Source organism: Streptomyces sp. NBC_00996 (assembly GCF_045162675.1).
GTDB lineage: Bacteria > Actinomycetota > Actinomycetes > Streptomycetales > Streptomycetaceae > Streptomyces.
In genome coordinates, this window is sequence record NZ_CP108723.1 from 3,186,592 (window position 1) to 3,200,678 (window position 14,087).

At 73.4% G+C, this 14,087-nt stretch carries 13 protein-coding genes; all 13 read right to left on the reverse strand.

What is annotated here, in order from left to right; genetic code table 11:
• Window positions 1–91: 91 nt before the first annotated feature.
• Entirely contained in the window at window positions 92–1,090 is a 999-nt protein-coding gene (locus OG390_RS14960; RefSeq protein ID WP_406168195.1) for a Gfo/Idh/MocA family protein, read from the reverse strand.
• Window positions 1,087–2,538, reverse strand: a complete 1,452-nt coding sequence (locus tag OG390_RS14965; RefSeq protein WP_406168197.1) for an NDP-hexose 2,3-dehydratase family protein — start codon at window positions 2,536–2,538, stop codon at window positions 1,087–1,089. The genes OG390_RS14960 and OG390_RS14965 overlap by 4 nt, the downstream gene beginning before the upstream one ends.
• Before the next feature lie 73 nt (window positions 2,539–2,611).
• Window positions 2,612–3,358 (reverse strand): NAD-dependent epimerase/dehydratase family protein, encoded by a 747-nt coding sequence (locus OG390_RS14970; protein ID WP_406168198.1) that lies wholly within the window; start codon window positions 3,356–3,358, stop codon window positions 2,612–2,614.
• 72 nt (window positions 3,359–3,430) lie between these two features.
• Window positions 3,431–4,417 (reverse strand): dTDP-glucose 4,6-dehydratase, encoded by a 987-nt coding sequence (rfbB, locus tag OG390_RS14975; RefSeq protein WP_406168200.1) that lies wholly within the window; start codon window positions 4,415–4,417, stop codon window positions 3,431–3,433.
• On the reverse strand, window positions 4,414–5,481 hold the full coding sequence (locus tag OG390_RS14980) for a glucose-1-phosphate thymidylyltransferase (protein WP_406168202.1): 1,068 nt from the start codon (window positions 5,479–5,481) through the stop codon (window positions 4,414–4,416). The genes rfbB and OG390_RS14980 overlap by 4 nt, the downstream gene beginning before the upstream one ends.
• Before the next feature lie 25 nt (window positions 5,482–5,506).
• Window positions 5,507–6,652 carry a nucleotide disphospho-sugar-binding domain-containing protein gene (locus OG390_RS14985; RefSeq protein WP_406168204.1) on the reverse strand — a complete coding sequence of 382 codons (1,146 nt, stop codon included), beginning with the start codon at window positions 6,650–6,652 and terminating at the stop codon, window positions 5,507–5,509.
• 69 nt (window positions 6,653–6,721) lie between these two features.
• Window positions 6,722–7,957, reverse strand: a complete 1,236-nt coding sequence (locus OG390_RS14990; RefSeq protein WP_406168206.1) for an MFS transporter — start codon at window positions 7,955–7,957, stop codon at window positions 6,722–6,724.
• A 67-nt stretch (window positions 7,958–8,024) separates the two neighbouring features.
• Window positions 8,025–9,950, reverse strand: a complete 1,926-nt coding sequence (locus tag OG390_RS14995; protein WP_406177674.1) for an SDR family oxidoreductase — start codon at window positions 9,948–9,950, stop codon at window positions 8,025–8,027.
• An 84-nt stretch (window positions 9,951–10,034) separates the two neighbouring features.
• Window positions 10,035–10,973 (reverse strand): aromatase/cyclase, encoded by a 939-nt coding sequence (locus tag OG390_RS15000; RefSeq protein ID WP_406168207.1) that lies wholly within the window; start codon window positions 10,971–10,973, stop codon window positions 10,035–10,037.
• Window positions 10,974–11,014: 41 nt separating this feature from the next.
• Complete coding sequence (fabG, locus tag OG390_RS15005; protein ID WP_406168209.1) at window positions 11,015–11,800, reverse strand: 3-oxoacyl-ACP reductase FabG; 786 nt, start codon at window positions 11,798–11,800, stop codon at window positions 11,015–11,017.
• A gap of 92 nt (window positions 11,801–11,892) precedes the next feature.
• A complete protein-coding gene (locus tag OG390_RS15010) occupies window positions 11,893–12,162 on the reverse strand; it encodes an acyl carrier protein (protein ID WP_406168211.1) in 270 nt (89 codons plus the stop codon).
• A gap of 33 nt (window positions 12,163–12,195) precedes the next feature.
• Window positions 12,196–12,525 carry a TcmI family type II polyketide cyclase gene (locus OG390_RS15015; RefSeq protein WP_406168212.1) on the reverse strand — a complete coding sequence of 110 codons (330 nt, stop codon included), beginning with the start codon at window positions 12,523–12,525 and terminating at the stop codon, window positions 12,196–12,198.
• 13 nt (window positions 12,526–12,538) lie between these two features.
• Complete coding sequence (locus OG390_RS15020; protein WP_406168214.1) at window positions 12,539–14,023, reverse strand: FAD-dependent monooxygenase; 1,485 nt, start codon at window positions 14,021–14,023, stop codon at window positions 12,539–12,541.
• Window positions 14,024–14,087 lie beyond the last annotated feature (64 nt).

Genomic DNA, 14,087 nt, shown 5'->3' on the forward strand with positions numbered 1-14,087 from the left:
CCTCGGTGTGCGGACTGACGCGACCGCCGGACTGGCGGCCCCGTCGACCGACGGGGTCGGTCGACGGAGTCGTGCCCCGGCCCGCGGCCGATCATGCTCCCCGGCCGGCGGCGGACCGGCGGACCGCGTCGAGCAGCGCCGCCTGCCCCACCACGGCGGGGTCGGGCGCGGCGCGTTCCCGCACGGCGGTGACGAAGGCCTCGACGGCCGCGGCGACCTGGTCGAAGGGGTCGAGCCGGATCCGCTCGGTGCGGCCGCCCCGGTGCACGGTGATCTCCGGGACCTGGTCGGCCGGCGGGGTGAAGGCCCGGTCGACGTGGATCTCGCCGGCACTGCCCCGCAGCCGGTACTCCGAGCGGTAGGCGTGTGCCATCCCGAACTCCAGCTGGGCGACCACGTCGTCCGGGGTGCGCAGCAGCGCCGCACCCGTGGTCTCGACGCGCCAGCCGGGGCCCGCGGCGAGGTGGGCGCCGACGGTCTCCAGGTCGTCGCCGAGGAGGTGCAGGGCCGCGCGCACTGGGTACAGACCGATGTCCGCGAGGGCGCCGCCGCCTAGTTCCGGGTCGTAGCGGATGTCTCCGTCGGCGGGCGCGGGAATGGTGAACACGGCTTGGAGGGAGCGGAGTTCACCGATGGCGCCGTCGGCGACGAGCTTCCGCACCACCGCGTGGCGCGGGTGGTGGACGAACATCACGTTCTCGACGAGGGCCAGGCCCGCCGCCCGGGCCAGTTCGCACAGCCGGGCCGCCGTCGCCGCGTCCGGTGCGGCGGGCTTCTCCACGAGGACGTGCTTGCCCGCGGCGAGGGCGGCCTCCGTCCAGTCGGCGTGCAGGGCGGCGGGGAGCGGGAGGTAGACGGCGTCGACGCCCTCGTGGGCAAGGAGTTCGGCGTAGCCGGTGACGGGCCTGGAGCCGAACCGCTCGGCGGTGCGCCGGGCCTTGTCCGCGTCCCGGCTGGCGACGGCCGTGACCACGGTGCCGGGATGGGCGGCGAAGGCAGGCAGCATGCGGCGGATCGCGATGTCCGCGCAGCCGAGCACGCCGATCCGTACGGTGTCGGTCATCCCGCCGCCCGTCATGCCGCCCGTCATCCCGCCCGCTCCGGCAGCGCGTTGAGGACGGCGAGCAGCGTGCGGGCCTGGACGTTCAGGTAGTGGCCGTGCCGCACCAGCGAGGAGAGCTGTGCGGGCGTGGCCCAGGCGTAGCCGGGTGGCGGGTCGGCGGGCGCGGTCTCCTCGTCCGCGGCGACGACGAGGTAGCGGCTCTCCGCGTGGTGGAAGCGGCCGCCCTCCTCGGCGTGCACGGCCTCGTACCGGATGCGGTCGGGGCCGGCCCCGAGCACGGTGCCGAGGAAGGGGGCCTGCAGCTCCGGAGGCAGATGGGCGTGGTTGCCGGGGGTGCACTGGACGGTGGGCCCGAGCTCCACGGTGTCGAGGAAGCCGCCCTCGACGCGGGCGTGCACGAGGACGTGCGGGACACCGTCGAACTCCCGCGTCAGGAAGGCGGTGACGCCGCAGCCGACGGGGGCGAACAGCGGCTGTGTCCAGCCGGACACCTCCCGGCTGTCCGCGCGGACGTCTACGGCGACAACCTCGAAGTACCGGCCTTCGTCGTGGACGATGGCGTCGTCGCGACGCGTCCAGCCGGGCAGCCCGGCGAGCGGGACGGGCTCGGCGCGGACATGGTGCCGGGACCGCTCGCCGGTGATCCAGGAGAGCAGTTCGGTGTCGCCGAGCAGGGCGGAGTCCTCGTGCGGGGCCGGGCCGCCGGAGAAGGTGGGGTACGCGGCAGGGGGCAGGCAGGCAAGGACGGTACGGGAGTCCATGTTGACGGTGTTGTCACGGTGCAGCAGCGCGTGGAGCTGGCCCAGGGTCAGCCAGCAGAAGTCCTCGTGCGGCTCCACGTCGCCGCGCGCCTCCACCACCATGTTGCGGTTGGACTTCCGGAAGAACCAGGAGCCGTGCTCTGACTGCAGGCTGTCGACCAGCACCCGTCCCCGCCCGGGGCCCATGAAGTGGTCGATGTGGCGGACGGCGGCGCCCTGGTGTGCCTTGGTGTAGTTGCTGCGGGTGGCCTGCACGGTGGGCGAGAGCTGGAGCAGGTTGGGGTTGCCCGGCTCCATCTTCGCCTGCATGAGGAAGTGCAGCACGCCGTCGAACTCCTTGGCGAGTATGCCGAGGAGGCCGACTTCGGGCTGGCGGATGGTCGGCTGGTACCACTCGGCGGCGGGGCCGTCGCCGTGCGGCTCGCCCTTCTCCGTGACGTGCAGTCCCTCGACGGTGAAGAACCGGCCGGTACGGTGCCGCAGATTGCCCGTGCCCGCCTCGAACGACCAGCCGTCGAGCGCCGCGAAGGGGATCCGGTCGACCCGGAAGGCGTGCTCGCGGCCGCGGCCGGCCAGCCAGCCGGTGAAGTCCGCGGTGCGCAGGTGCGCTCCGTCGAGGGCCGCGGTGGATGCGGCGAGGCGGTCGGCGAGCGCCCTGTCCTCGCGCGGCTGGAGCCCGGCGCGGACGAGGGTCCGGATGGTCCGGTGCGGCATGGGAGCTCTCTCCTGGGGGTTCGGGAGGTGGCGGGCGGGTCGGGCGGGAACGGTGGGCGCGGCGGCCAGCGGGTCAGGCGGACACTGCTGTGTAGGCGTCGAGGACCCGGCGGTAGTAGTACGGTCCGGCCCCCGGGGTGTCGGCCCCGGGGAGGAGGCGGTGCAGCTTCTCGACGGAGACGGTGTGCGGGTGGATGAGGCCGGCGTCCACCTGCTCGACGCGCGCGGCCCCGTTCAGCCGCGGCCTGAGGTGCTCGACGATCTCCATGACCGGGACGGCCGTGCCGGAGGCGACGTTGACGGTGCCGGAGCGCAGTCCGAGGCCGAGCAGCCGGTCGATGACCATGATCACGTCGGCGACCGCGACGAGGTCCCGGGTGGCGCCCCGGTGCACCTGGACGGCGCCCTCGCGCATGTGCCGGACCAGGGTCGGCAGCAGCTGGTGCTCGGGCTGGCCCGGGCCGACGAGGTGGCTCAGGCGCAGGATCAGGTGGTCGGCGCCGCTCGCCCGCAGCAGCTCCTCCTGGGCGAGCTTGTGGGCGCCGTAGGCCGTGGACGGGGTGGCCGGCCCGTCCTCGCGGGCCGGACAGTCCAGGGGACCGTAGAGCCCCGCGGAGGAGGTGGAGAAGAAGAGGAGGCGCCGGCCCGTGGCGACGCAGCGGCGGGCGGTGTCGGCCAGCAGCGCGCGTTCCCGGGCGAACTCCTCCTCGGAGGTGCAGCTCGCCCAGGAAACACCCGCGGCGAGGACGACGGTGTCGGGATGGCGGCCGGCTAACGGCCGCAGGTTCTGGGCGAGGAAGCCGTTCCCCAGGATGTGCATGCGCGGGCTCCTGTTCCTGTGTGGGAGGGTCGGAGGCGAGAGGCGAGGGGCGGAGACGAGGGCCGGGGCCGGTCAGCCGGCGCCGTCCTCCGCCGGGTGCTTTGCGGGCTTCCACCAGTCCGGGTGGTCGCGGTACCAGTCGACGGTGTCGGCGAGGCCCCGCGTGAAGCCGATCGCCGGCGCGTAGCCGAGCTCCTCACGGATCTTCGTCTCGTCGACGGAGTAGCGCAGATCGTGACCCTGCCGGTCGGCCACCCGCCGGATCATCTCCGGCCCGGCTCCGAGCAGTTCGAGCAGCTGATGGGTGATCTCCAGGTTGGTGTGCTCGTTGCCGCCGCCGATGTTGTACACCTCGCCGGCCCGCCCGCCGTCGAGGACGAGGGCGATGCCCCGGCAGTGGTCGTCCACGTGCAGCCACTCCCGGACGTTGCGGCCGTCGCCGTACAGCGGGACCGGGCGGCCCTCCAGCAGGTTCGTGACGAAGAGCGGGATCAGCTTCTCGGGGTGCTGGTACGGCCCGTAGTTGTTGGAGCAGCGGGTGACCGACACGTCCAGGCCGTGGCTGCGCCAGTAGGCGCGGGCGACCAGGTCCGAGGCCGCCTTGGAGGCGGCGTAGGGCGAGTTGGGCAGCAGCGCCATGTCCTCGGTCCAGGAACCCTCCGCCAGCGAGCCGTACACCTCGTCGGTGGAGACGTGGACGACGCGGGGCGTGCCGGCGGCGACGGCTGCGTCGAAGAGGGTCTGCGTACCGAGGACGTTGGTGCGGAAGAACTCGGTGGCGCCCTGGAGGGAGCGGTCCACGTGCGACTCGGCGGCGAAGTGCACCGCGGCGTCGTGGCCGGGCAGCAGCTCGCGCAGCAGCGCGTGGTCGCAGATGTCGCCGCGGACGAACTCCAGGCGGGGGTGGGACGCGGGCAGGTTGTCGCGGTTGCCGGCGTAGGTGAGCTTGTCCAGGACCGTGACGTGCGTGTCCGTCCAGCGCGGGTAGTGGTTCGCGAGCAGCTCGCGGACGAAGTGGGAGCCGATGAAGCCGGCGCCGCCGGTGACGAGAATCCTCACGAGGCCACCTCCACGCGCGTGTGGTCGCCGACGACCAGCCGTACGTGGTCCGCGCCGTCACCGGTGGGGCCGACCGAGGCGGACCGGCCGATGAGGGAGTGGCGCAGGCTGCGGATGCCGGTGACGGAGGCCCCGTCGAGAGCGATGGAGTCCTCCAGGCGGCTGCCCGCGACCAGACAGTCGCGGCCCACCGAGATGTACGGGCCGAGGTGGCTGTCCTGGACGACGGAGCCGCTGCCCACGACCACCGGGCCGGTGATGCGGGAGCGGACGATCCGCGCGCCCTCCTCCACGACGACCGGGCCGACGAGTTCGCTGCCCTCGTCCACGTGTCCGGCGACCGAGCCACGGACGGCGTCGAGCAGGTAGCGGTTGCAGTCCAGGACGTCCTCGACCCGGCCGGTGTCCTTCCAGTAGCCGGCGTAGTGGTGGGCGCGGACGGGGGCGCCGGCGCTCACCAGCCACTGGACGGCGTCGGTGATCTCCAGTTCGCCACGCGGGCCGGGTGCAATGGAGGCGACAGCCTCGTGGACGGCGGAGGTGAAGAAGTACACGCCGCACAGGGCGAGGTCGCTGCGCGGCTCCTGCGGCTTCTCGACCAGGCACAGCACCTCGCCGTCGGGGCCGAGCTCGACGACGCCGAACGCGCGCGGGTCGGCGACCTTGTGCACCAGGACCTGGGCGGCGGGCCGCCGGGCGGTGAACTCGGCGGCGGCGTCGGCGATGCCGTCGGGGAGCATGATGTCGCCCAGGTACATCACGAAGTCGTCGTCGCCGAGGAAGTCGCGGGCGATGGCGACGGTGTGGGCGAGCCCGCGCGGCGCGTCCTGCCGCAGGTAGGTGACGCGCGTGCCGAACCGGGAGCCGTCGCCGACGACCGCCTCGATCTCGGCGGCGCGGTCGCCGACGACCACGCCGATCTCGGTGACGCCCAGGTCGATGATGTTGCGTAGGACGTGGACGAGCACCGGGGTGTTGGCGACGGGGATCAGCTGCTTGGGCATCGAGTAGGTGAAGGGGCGCAGGCGCGTGCCTGACCCGCCTGACAGCACCAGTGCCTTCATAGGGGAGGTCCTTTCGCTTCCGGCGTCAGTCGCGCAGGAGTCGTTCGAGTGCGGGGACGAGGGCCGCCGGGGACGGCATCCGGGCGATCTCGGCGGCGAGTTCGCCCGCTCTCGTGCGGTAGGAGGGCTGCTCGAGGAGGGCGTGGCAGGCCTCGGTGACCGCGGCGGGGGTGTCCTCGCCGGGCAGCAGGGTGACGGCCGCGCCCTGGTCGGCGACGCGCTGCGCCGGGGTGCACAGCACGGCGCCCTTGGGGATGAGGAGCTGGGGCACGCCGGCGGTGAGGCCGGTGAGGGTGGAGACGCCGCCGGCGTGGTGCACGAACAGGTCGCAGGTGGGCGCGACGACGTCCAGCGGCATCCAGCCGACGCGTACACCGGGCAGTTCGGGGCGCAGCGCCTCGGCGACGGCCTCGGGGGCGGCGACGACCAGTTCGGCGTCCCAGGTGGCCAGGTCGCCGGCGAGGGCGCGCAGGAACTCGAAGTTGTGGTCGTAGCTGTCCTTGGCGACGCGGCTGCCGGAGGTGACGACGATCCGGGGGCGGGAACCGCGGGTGTACATCCACGGTTCGAGGTGGCCGGCCTGCCGGTTGGCGGGGACGTGGCGCATCGGGTGGGCGGGCGCGGCGTCCGCGGGGCGGAGGCTCGGCGGGCAGATGTCGATGAGGAAGTCGGGCTCGGAGAGCCCGTCGAGGCCGAAGTCGGGGAGATCCGATACGAGTTCAGCCTCGGCGCCGCGGTGGATCTCGTCCGAGTCCACGGCGTCCCAGGTCTGCCGGACGTGCGGGACGCCGAGCCGAGCCGCGAGGAGCGGCGCGACGTAGCTGAGGGTGCCGCCGACGACCACGTCCGGCCGCCAGTGCTCGGCGAGTGCCGTGAGGCGGTCCAGGCCGGCGAGGGCCATCCGGGCGAACCAGGCGCCGGTGAAGTGCGCCTGCTCCAGCGGGTCGGCGGGGATGTCGAGCGGCTTCCCGTGGCGGTCGGTGGTGATGAAGTGCCGGATGGGCAGGTCGGTGGTCGGGATGCCGGGCAGGCCCATGGACGCGACGACGGGCATCATGTCGTCGTTGGCGGCCATGATCACCTGGTGACTGGCGTTGCGCGCCGCGGTGGCCAGCGGTGTCAGGGCGAACACCGTCGCGGGGCTTCCCGCGGCCACGAAAAGGATCTTCACGCTGTTTCTCCTGAGGGTCCTGAGGATGTCGTACGGGCAGGCGGCCCGGGCCCCGGGGGGTGCGCGTGCTCAGCGCGAGGCGTCAGGGCGGTCGCGGCGCAGTCCGGCGAGGGCGGTGAGGGCACCGGCGGCGGCGAGCGCGGTGAGCAGCGCGAGCGGCGCGCGGAGCCCGGGGTCGGCGGTGGAGAGGACGGCGACCGCCGGCAGGACGAGGACCACACCGAGTTGCACGGCCGCCTGGTACAGCGGCACGGCCGCCGGGCGCTGTTCGGCCGGGACGGAGGCGAGCGCCTGGAGGTTGAGCGCGGCGAAGGAGAGCACGAAGGCGGCGCCGATGAGCAGCAGGCCGGGCAGGACGCCGGCCGGGTAGTCGTCCAGGGCGCCCGGCCGCAGGTGGAGCGCCTGGCCGAGCAGGGCGGCGGCGGCGCCCGCCGCGACGAGCCGGGCGGCGCCGAACCGTTCGACCAGCCGTCCGGCGAAGGGCAGCGAGAGGACGAGCGGCAGGCAGGCGGGCAGGAAGGCCAGCGCCGTCTGCCAGGCGTCCCAGCCGTACCGGGCGTGGAAGTGGAGGGTGAGGAGGAGGAGCAGGCCGAGATAGGTGCCGTTGAGGAGGGCGGCGCCGACCGCCGAGCGGAGCAGCGGGCCGTGCCGCAGCAGGGCGGCCGTCGGCCGGGGGCCGTTCCGGACGGACGTGTCGTCCGGCGGGAGCAGCCGCAGGCCGAACAGGAGCAGGATCAGGGCGACGGGCCCTGGCAGGACGACGTCCCACCGCCAGCTCAGGCCGGTGAGGGCGCCGGCCGAGAGCAGACCGATGGTGAACCCGGCGGCCCCGAACAGGGAGTAGAGAGAGACGGCCCGGCGCCGCTCCGCCCCCTCCGGGAAGGCCGTGCTGATGATGGCCAGGCCGGTGGGGGCAGTGAGCGCCGCGCACGCCCCGGTGACCACCCGGGCGGCGATCAGGACCGCGCCGCCCTCGGCGAGCCCTCCCGCCACCGAGGCCGCGGTGAACACCGGGAGCGAGAGCAGGTAGACGCGGCGCCGGCCCCACCGCGCGGTGATGCGCGGGCCGAGCAGCAGCAGGGCGGCGAAGCCGAGCGCGAAGCCGCTCATCACCGCCTGCGCCTGCCACACCGGCAGTCCGAGGTCGGCGCGGATGGCCGGCAGGGCGACGAGCACGACGGAGACCTCGAGCGCGTCGATGAGCATGTTGCCCGCGAGGACGAGCAGCAGGGCCCGTTCGCGCAGCCGCCACCGGGCGGACGCGGCCGCTGGCCGGGCCGCGGCGGGACGGACGGTCGTCGGCATCCGGGGGTCACCCTCCTCGGGCTGGGGTCGGGGGTTGGGGCGAACACGCCCTAAGGGTGTGAGCGGCTCAGCCGAGCAAGGTGCCGCCGCTGGCGTCGAGGTAGGAGCCGGTGATCCAGCGTCCGTCGGGGCCGGCGAGGAAGGCGACGACGTCGCCGACGTCGGAGGCGTCGCCGACCCTGCCGAAGACGGAGTAGGAGGACATCTGCTCGACGGCCTCCGGGTTGTCGAAGATCGCCGATCCGTTGTCGGTGATGCCCGGGCCGACGCTGTTGACGGTGATCCGGCGCGGCCCCAGGTGCTTGGCGAAGTGCAGGGTGAGCTGGTCCACCGCGCCCTTCGTCATCGCGTACGCGATCTCCTGCGGGTTGGCGACGCGGGTCAGGCCGGAGGAGATGTTGATGACGCGGCCGCCGTCGGGGATGAGGTTCAGGGCGCGCTGCACGATGAAGTACGGCGCCTTGGCGTTGACGGCGATGAGCCGGTCGAACTCCGCAGGCGTGAGGTCCTCCGGGGCGACCCCGCCCATCACCCCGGCGTTGTTGACCAGGATGTCGAGGGTGGTGGAGCCGGTGCGCTCCTTCAGGCCCTGCTCCAGGCCGAGGAAGAGGGTGTGCACGTCGCCGGCGACGCCCAGTTCGGCCTGGACGGCGAAGGCGCGGCCGCCCTCCTTCTCGATGGTGGCGACGGTGTCCTCGGCGGCTTCCAGACCCTGTGAGCAGTGGACGGCGACCAGGGCCCCCTCACGGGCCAGGCGGATGGCGGTCGCACGGCCGATGCCGCGGCTGGACCCGGTGACGAGCGCGGCCTTCCCGCTGAGCTTGCCCATGATGATGCTCCTCCTGCGCTTGGTGTTGTCGGTGGTACGTGCGGGGGTGGCGGCGCCGGTGTCGGTGCCGGCCTGCCGCGGACGGTCGAGGCCGCTGACCATGGCGGCCAGGTGCCGTCGGGCCGCGGGCAGTTCGAGCAGCTCGCCGACGAGTTGCCGCAGGGGGTCGAGTCCGGGGGGACCGAACAGCAGCAGCGTCTGGGCCCGGATGTTGCCGAGCACCCGGGCGGCCGCCGGGTGGCACTCTGCGTCGTACTCGTCGAGGAGGGACTCCCCAGCGCGCCCGGTCGCGACGGCCGCGAGCCGGCCGCCGAGGGCGACGGCCTCCCGGAGGGCGAGGTTGAGCGCCTGTCCGCCGACGGGCAGCTGGACGTGCGCGGCGTCTCCGGCCAGCAGTACCCGGCCCTCCCGGTAGCGGGCGACGTGGCGGCAGGCGTCGTCGAATGCGTCGATCCACAGCGTCCGCCCGCCGGTGATGTCCTCTCCGGTGATGCGGGCCCACAGGGCGCACACCTCGGCGAGGTCCGGCGGCCGGACGCGGGCCCCGGGCTCGGTCCCGTAGGCGTGCATCATGAGCCGGGTGGTGCCGTCCGGGCCGCGGCGGGCGTTCGCCACCCCGTGCGGGTGCCGTTCGAAGCGGCGGTCCGGGATGTCGATGTCCGTGAGGTCGACGCGCAGCAGTTCCCGGCCGGCGTCCTCGCCGGGGAAGGCGAAGTCGGCCAGGTCGCGGACGGTGCTCCGCATGCCGTCGCAGCCCACCGCGTATCCGGCGCGGAACACGCGGGGGGTGTCGTCGGGGCCGCGCGCCTCGACGCGTACCCCGTCCGGCCCGTCGTCCAGGCCGGTCACGGTGTGGCCGCGGAGCACGGTCGCGCCGAGCCCGGCGGCCCACTCCCCCAGCACCTTCTCGACGAGGGTCTGCGGCGCCTTCCACAACCCGGCGAACGGGCTGTCGCCGGCTGCGGCGAGGTCGAGGCGAAGTCCGCCGAAGTGGCCGGGGCCGACGTTCGGCGGGGGCCCCAGGCGGCCGAGGAGTCCCCGCTCGTGGAGGAGCTCCATGGTCCGCGTGTGCAGCACCGAGGCCCGGGACTCGTCGGTGGCCTCGACCAGCCGCTCCAGCACCGTCACCCGGGCCCCACCGAGGCGCAGTTCACCGGCGAGCATCAGGCCGGCCGGGCCCGCGCCGACGACGAGCACGTCGGTGTCGGCCGGCCGTCGGTCCCCGCGGTCTCCCGTCGCGGCCACGGCTCAGCGCCGCGCTTCCGCGTACCCCTTGGCGTACCCGAGGGTCGCCCGGCTGTTGCCACCGAGGGCCTCGCGCAGGAAGGCGCGCGCCTCGGGCACCCCGGCGTCGGCCCCGAGGACGCGGGTGATGTTCTCGATGTCGACCACGACGGTGTGGTGGGAGGTGACGGTGGTGGTGCCCTCCCCGTCCTCCTCGACCGTCCAGAGCCCGGTGTGCAGGTTCATGAGGGCGGGCAGCGTCGTCTGCTTGTAGGCGATGCGGCTGTGCGGGAAGCAGACGCGGACGGACTCGGTGGTGTGCGAGTCGCCGTTCTTGGTGAGGGTGTCCATCCGCAGCGTCTGGAGCCCGGGGGAGGTCTCGGTGAGGACGACCTGCGCGACGTGCGGCAGCCGCTCCTTCCACAGGTCCGCCTCGTTCAGGAAGTCGTAGACGTCCTTGGCCGCGCCCTGCACGGTCACGGCGTCGGCGAAGGAGAACCGCAGCTCGTCCTCGGCGGCGACGCGTTCGACGTTGGCCTTCAGCGCGGCCAGCTCCGAGCGGCTGTTGCGGTCGACGGCCTCGTCGATCCAGGCGAGCTTGGCCGGGTCGTCGCCGACCGCCCGGTAGTCGTGCAGCAGCCGGACCCGGCAGGCATCCGGGCCGGCCGGTTCGAGCGCCCAGGCGCCGCCCATCGCGGCGACCGGCTCGGCGGGCACCTCCTGCCGGAAGGTGATCCGCCGGGCCTCGGCGTCGAGGGTGCGCCGCGAGGTCCAGTTCTTGACCTCGCCGTTGGCGGTGGCCCAGATGCGGATGCGCTCCTCGCGCTCGCCGCGCTCCACATGGTCGACGTAGATGGTCGGCGGGAAGATCAGCGGCCAGTTCTCGACCTCCGCGATCAGCTGGTAGACCCGCTCGACCGGGGCCGCGACGGTGATCTCGTGTTCCACTTCGCGCACGGTCATCGATGCCTCCTTGTTCGGGGTGGTGTGGGTCGGGGCGGGGCTCAGAAGTTGCCGAGGCCGCCGCAGACGTTGAGCGCCTGGGAGGTGATGGAGGCGGCGGTGTCGGAGGCGAGGTAGCCGACGAGGCCCGCGACCTCCTCGGGGGTGGAGTAGCGGCCGAGCGGGATCTTGATCTGGAACTTCTCCAGGATCTGGTCCTCGGTGACGTCGTACGCGGCCGCGTAGCCCTGCCGGACCCGCTGCGCCATGGGCGTCTCCACGTAGCCGGGGCAGACGGCGTTCACGGTGATGCCGGTCGGGGCGAGCTCGTTGCCGAGGGCCTTCGTGAAGCCGACGACTCCGTGCTTGGAGGCGGAGTAGGGGGCGCCGAGGACGACACCCTGCTTGCCCGCGGTGGAGGCGATGTTGATGATTCGGCCGCCGGCCTTGCCGGACATGCCGCCGGCGTTCAGCACCTCGCGGGTCATCCGGAAGACGCTGTTGAGGTTGGTGTCGATGACGTCGAGCCACAGCTCGTCGTCGATGCCGGCGGTCGGCCCGCCGCCGCTGCGTCCCGCGTTGTTGACGAGGACGTCCACGGTGCCGAAGCGCTCCACGGCGAGCCGCACGAAGCGCCGGACGTCGTCGGCGGAGCGGACGTCGCAGGCAGTGCCGTCGACGTCCAGGCCCTCCTCGCGCAGTTCCTTGACGGTCTGCGCGACCCGCTCCTCGTCACGGGCGCAGAGGAAGACGCGGTGGCCGGTGGCGGCAAGGAGACGGGTCACGGCGAGGCCGATGCCACTGGTCGCGCCGGTGACGAGGGCGGTTCTCGGGTTCTGCTGGGTCATGGGGGACTCCTGTGAGCCGGTACGAGCCCGGGTACGCCGCCGCGGGGCGGCGGGGCGGACGGTCTTTTCTTCGGGGAGGCGCCGGGCGCCGGTCAGTTGGCCCGGGCGAGCGCCAGCTGCGCGCCGACGGCGTCGATGAGCTGCCCGGGCGTCCCGGCGCTGGCCAGGATGTCGTCGTCGAGGGTGATGCCGTACTCGCGCTCGATGCGGCCGATCGTCTCCAGCAGGGCCAGCGACTCGTAGCCGAGGCTCTCGAAGTCGACGTCGAGAATGTCGCCGCCGAGGTCGGCGGACTCGTCGGCGCCGGCCCCCTCGCGCAGGATCTGGACGAGGTCGTCGAGGGTGAATTCACGGGAGGACAAGGGGTGTTCCTTTCGTCGGCGGCCTGCGGCCGGTCAGGGGCGGGCGGTCCAGTGGTAGAAGCGCTGGGCCATGGCATCGGCGGGGGACCGCCAGGTGGCCGGGTCGTAGGCGGCGATGAACGGCTTGAGGTCCTCGCTGATGCCGACGAAACGCGGGTCGGTCTTGGCCTCCTCGATCCGCTCTCCGCCGTCCTCACCCGCGAAGTCCTGGAGGTGGAAGTAGAGGCCCCGGTAGGAGAAGAGCTGCCGCCGGAGGGTGCCCATGCGGTGTGGCATCTCCGTCTCGTCGAACGCGCCGAAGAGCTTGGCCACGTCGGTGGCCGAGCCGGGCTCCATCCGGGCCACGATGAGCGTGCTGTGCATGTCCGTCTCCTTCTCAGTCCGACTCGTGCCGGGACGGTCCGAACCACCGGCCGAGAGCCATGGGCAGGTCGTGATGGCTGCCGGGCGCGATCCAGGCCACGTGCCCGTCGGGCCGCACCAGGACGGCCGAGGTGCCGGCGAGCGGGCCGGCGGGGTCGACGCCGTGGGGCGCCGCGGTGACCACCTCCACCCGGTCCGTCCAGCCGTCGGCGCGGCGGCGCAGCTCGGCGTTGTCCTCCAGGTCGAGGAGGATGCCGCGGCCGGCGTGCAGCAGCGCGGTGCTGCTGGTCTTGAAGGTGTCCGACACGAGCTCCAGGTGCGGCATGCGCAGGCCGAGGAGCGGGTTGACGCCGGAGCCGACGTCGTAACGGATCTCCAGGCCGCTCACCATGCCGGAGAGGTGCCGGGCGACGTCCTCGTGGGTGAGGAGTTCGCCGATCACGTCGCGCAGCGGCTGGACCTCGGGGCCGCCGAGGAAGAGCAGGCCCTGCGCCTTGGTGTTCATCATCAGCCGCTGCCCGACCGGGTACCGCTCGTCGTGGTACGTGTCGAGCAGCCCCTCGGGGGCGGTGCCGCGGACCACGGCGGCGAGCTTCCAGCCGAGGTTGACGGCGTCCTGGATGCCGGTGTTCATGCCCTGGCCGCCCGCCGGCAGGTGGATGTGCGCGGCGTCACCGGCGAGCAGCACCCGGCCGCGGCGGTACTCGGTGACCAGCCGGGTGGCGTCGCCGAAGGCGCTGACCCAGACGGGCTCGGCGTGCGAGATGTCGATGCCGGTGAGGCGTTCCCAGGCGGCGGCGACCTGCTCGTACGGCGGCGGGGCGTCGCGCCGCTGGGGCGGGGTGCCCCGCTCGCAGACGATGATGCGGTTCACGCCGTCGCCGAGCGGGCCGACCATGACCATTCCGCCGGGGAAGGTCTTGCCGATCAGCTGGGGCTCCAGCTCCACGCCGCGGATGTCCGCGAGGTACATCTCCAGGGTCGCGGCGGTGCCGGGGAACTCGGATCCGATGGCCTTGCGGACGAGGCTGCGGCCGCCGTCGCAGCCGACCAGCCAGCGTGCTGTGAGCTTCTGCCGCTCGCCGGACGGGTCGCGGACCTCGGCCTCGACCCCGTCGCCGGTGTCGCGCAGCGAGAGTAGTTCGGTCCCCCGGCGCAGGTCGGTGCCGAGTTCCTGGGCCCACTCCTCCAGGACCGCCTCGGTCTTGGACTGCGGGACGGACTTCGCGGCCTGGTGGTTGCTGCCGAGGACGCCGAAGTCCATCGGGAGGCCGCCGAAGTGCCCGACGTTGCTCGTCACCATGTCGCCGAAGCGGGGCAGCAGGCCGCGCTGGTCGAAGACCTCCATGGTGCGGATGGTGAAGCCCAGGCCGCGGGACTCGCCGGTGGGTTCGGCGAGGCGCTCGATGACGACGACGTCGACACCGGCGAGTCGCAGTTCCGCGGCGAGGGCGAGACCGGTCGGCCCGGCGCCGACGACGATCACTGAAGCATCCATGTACCTCTCCTTCGAGGGGACTTACGGGCGTGCGCCACGGTTCCGGCGGCCCCCGGTGCGGGGA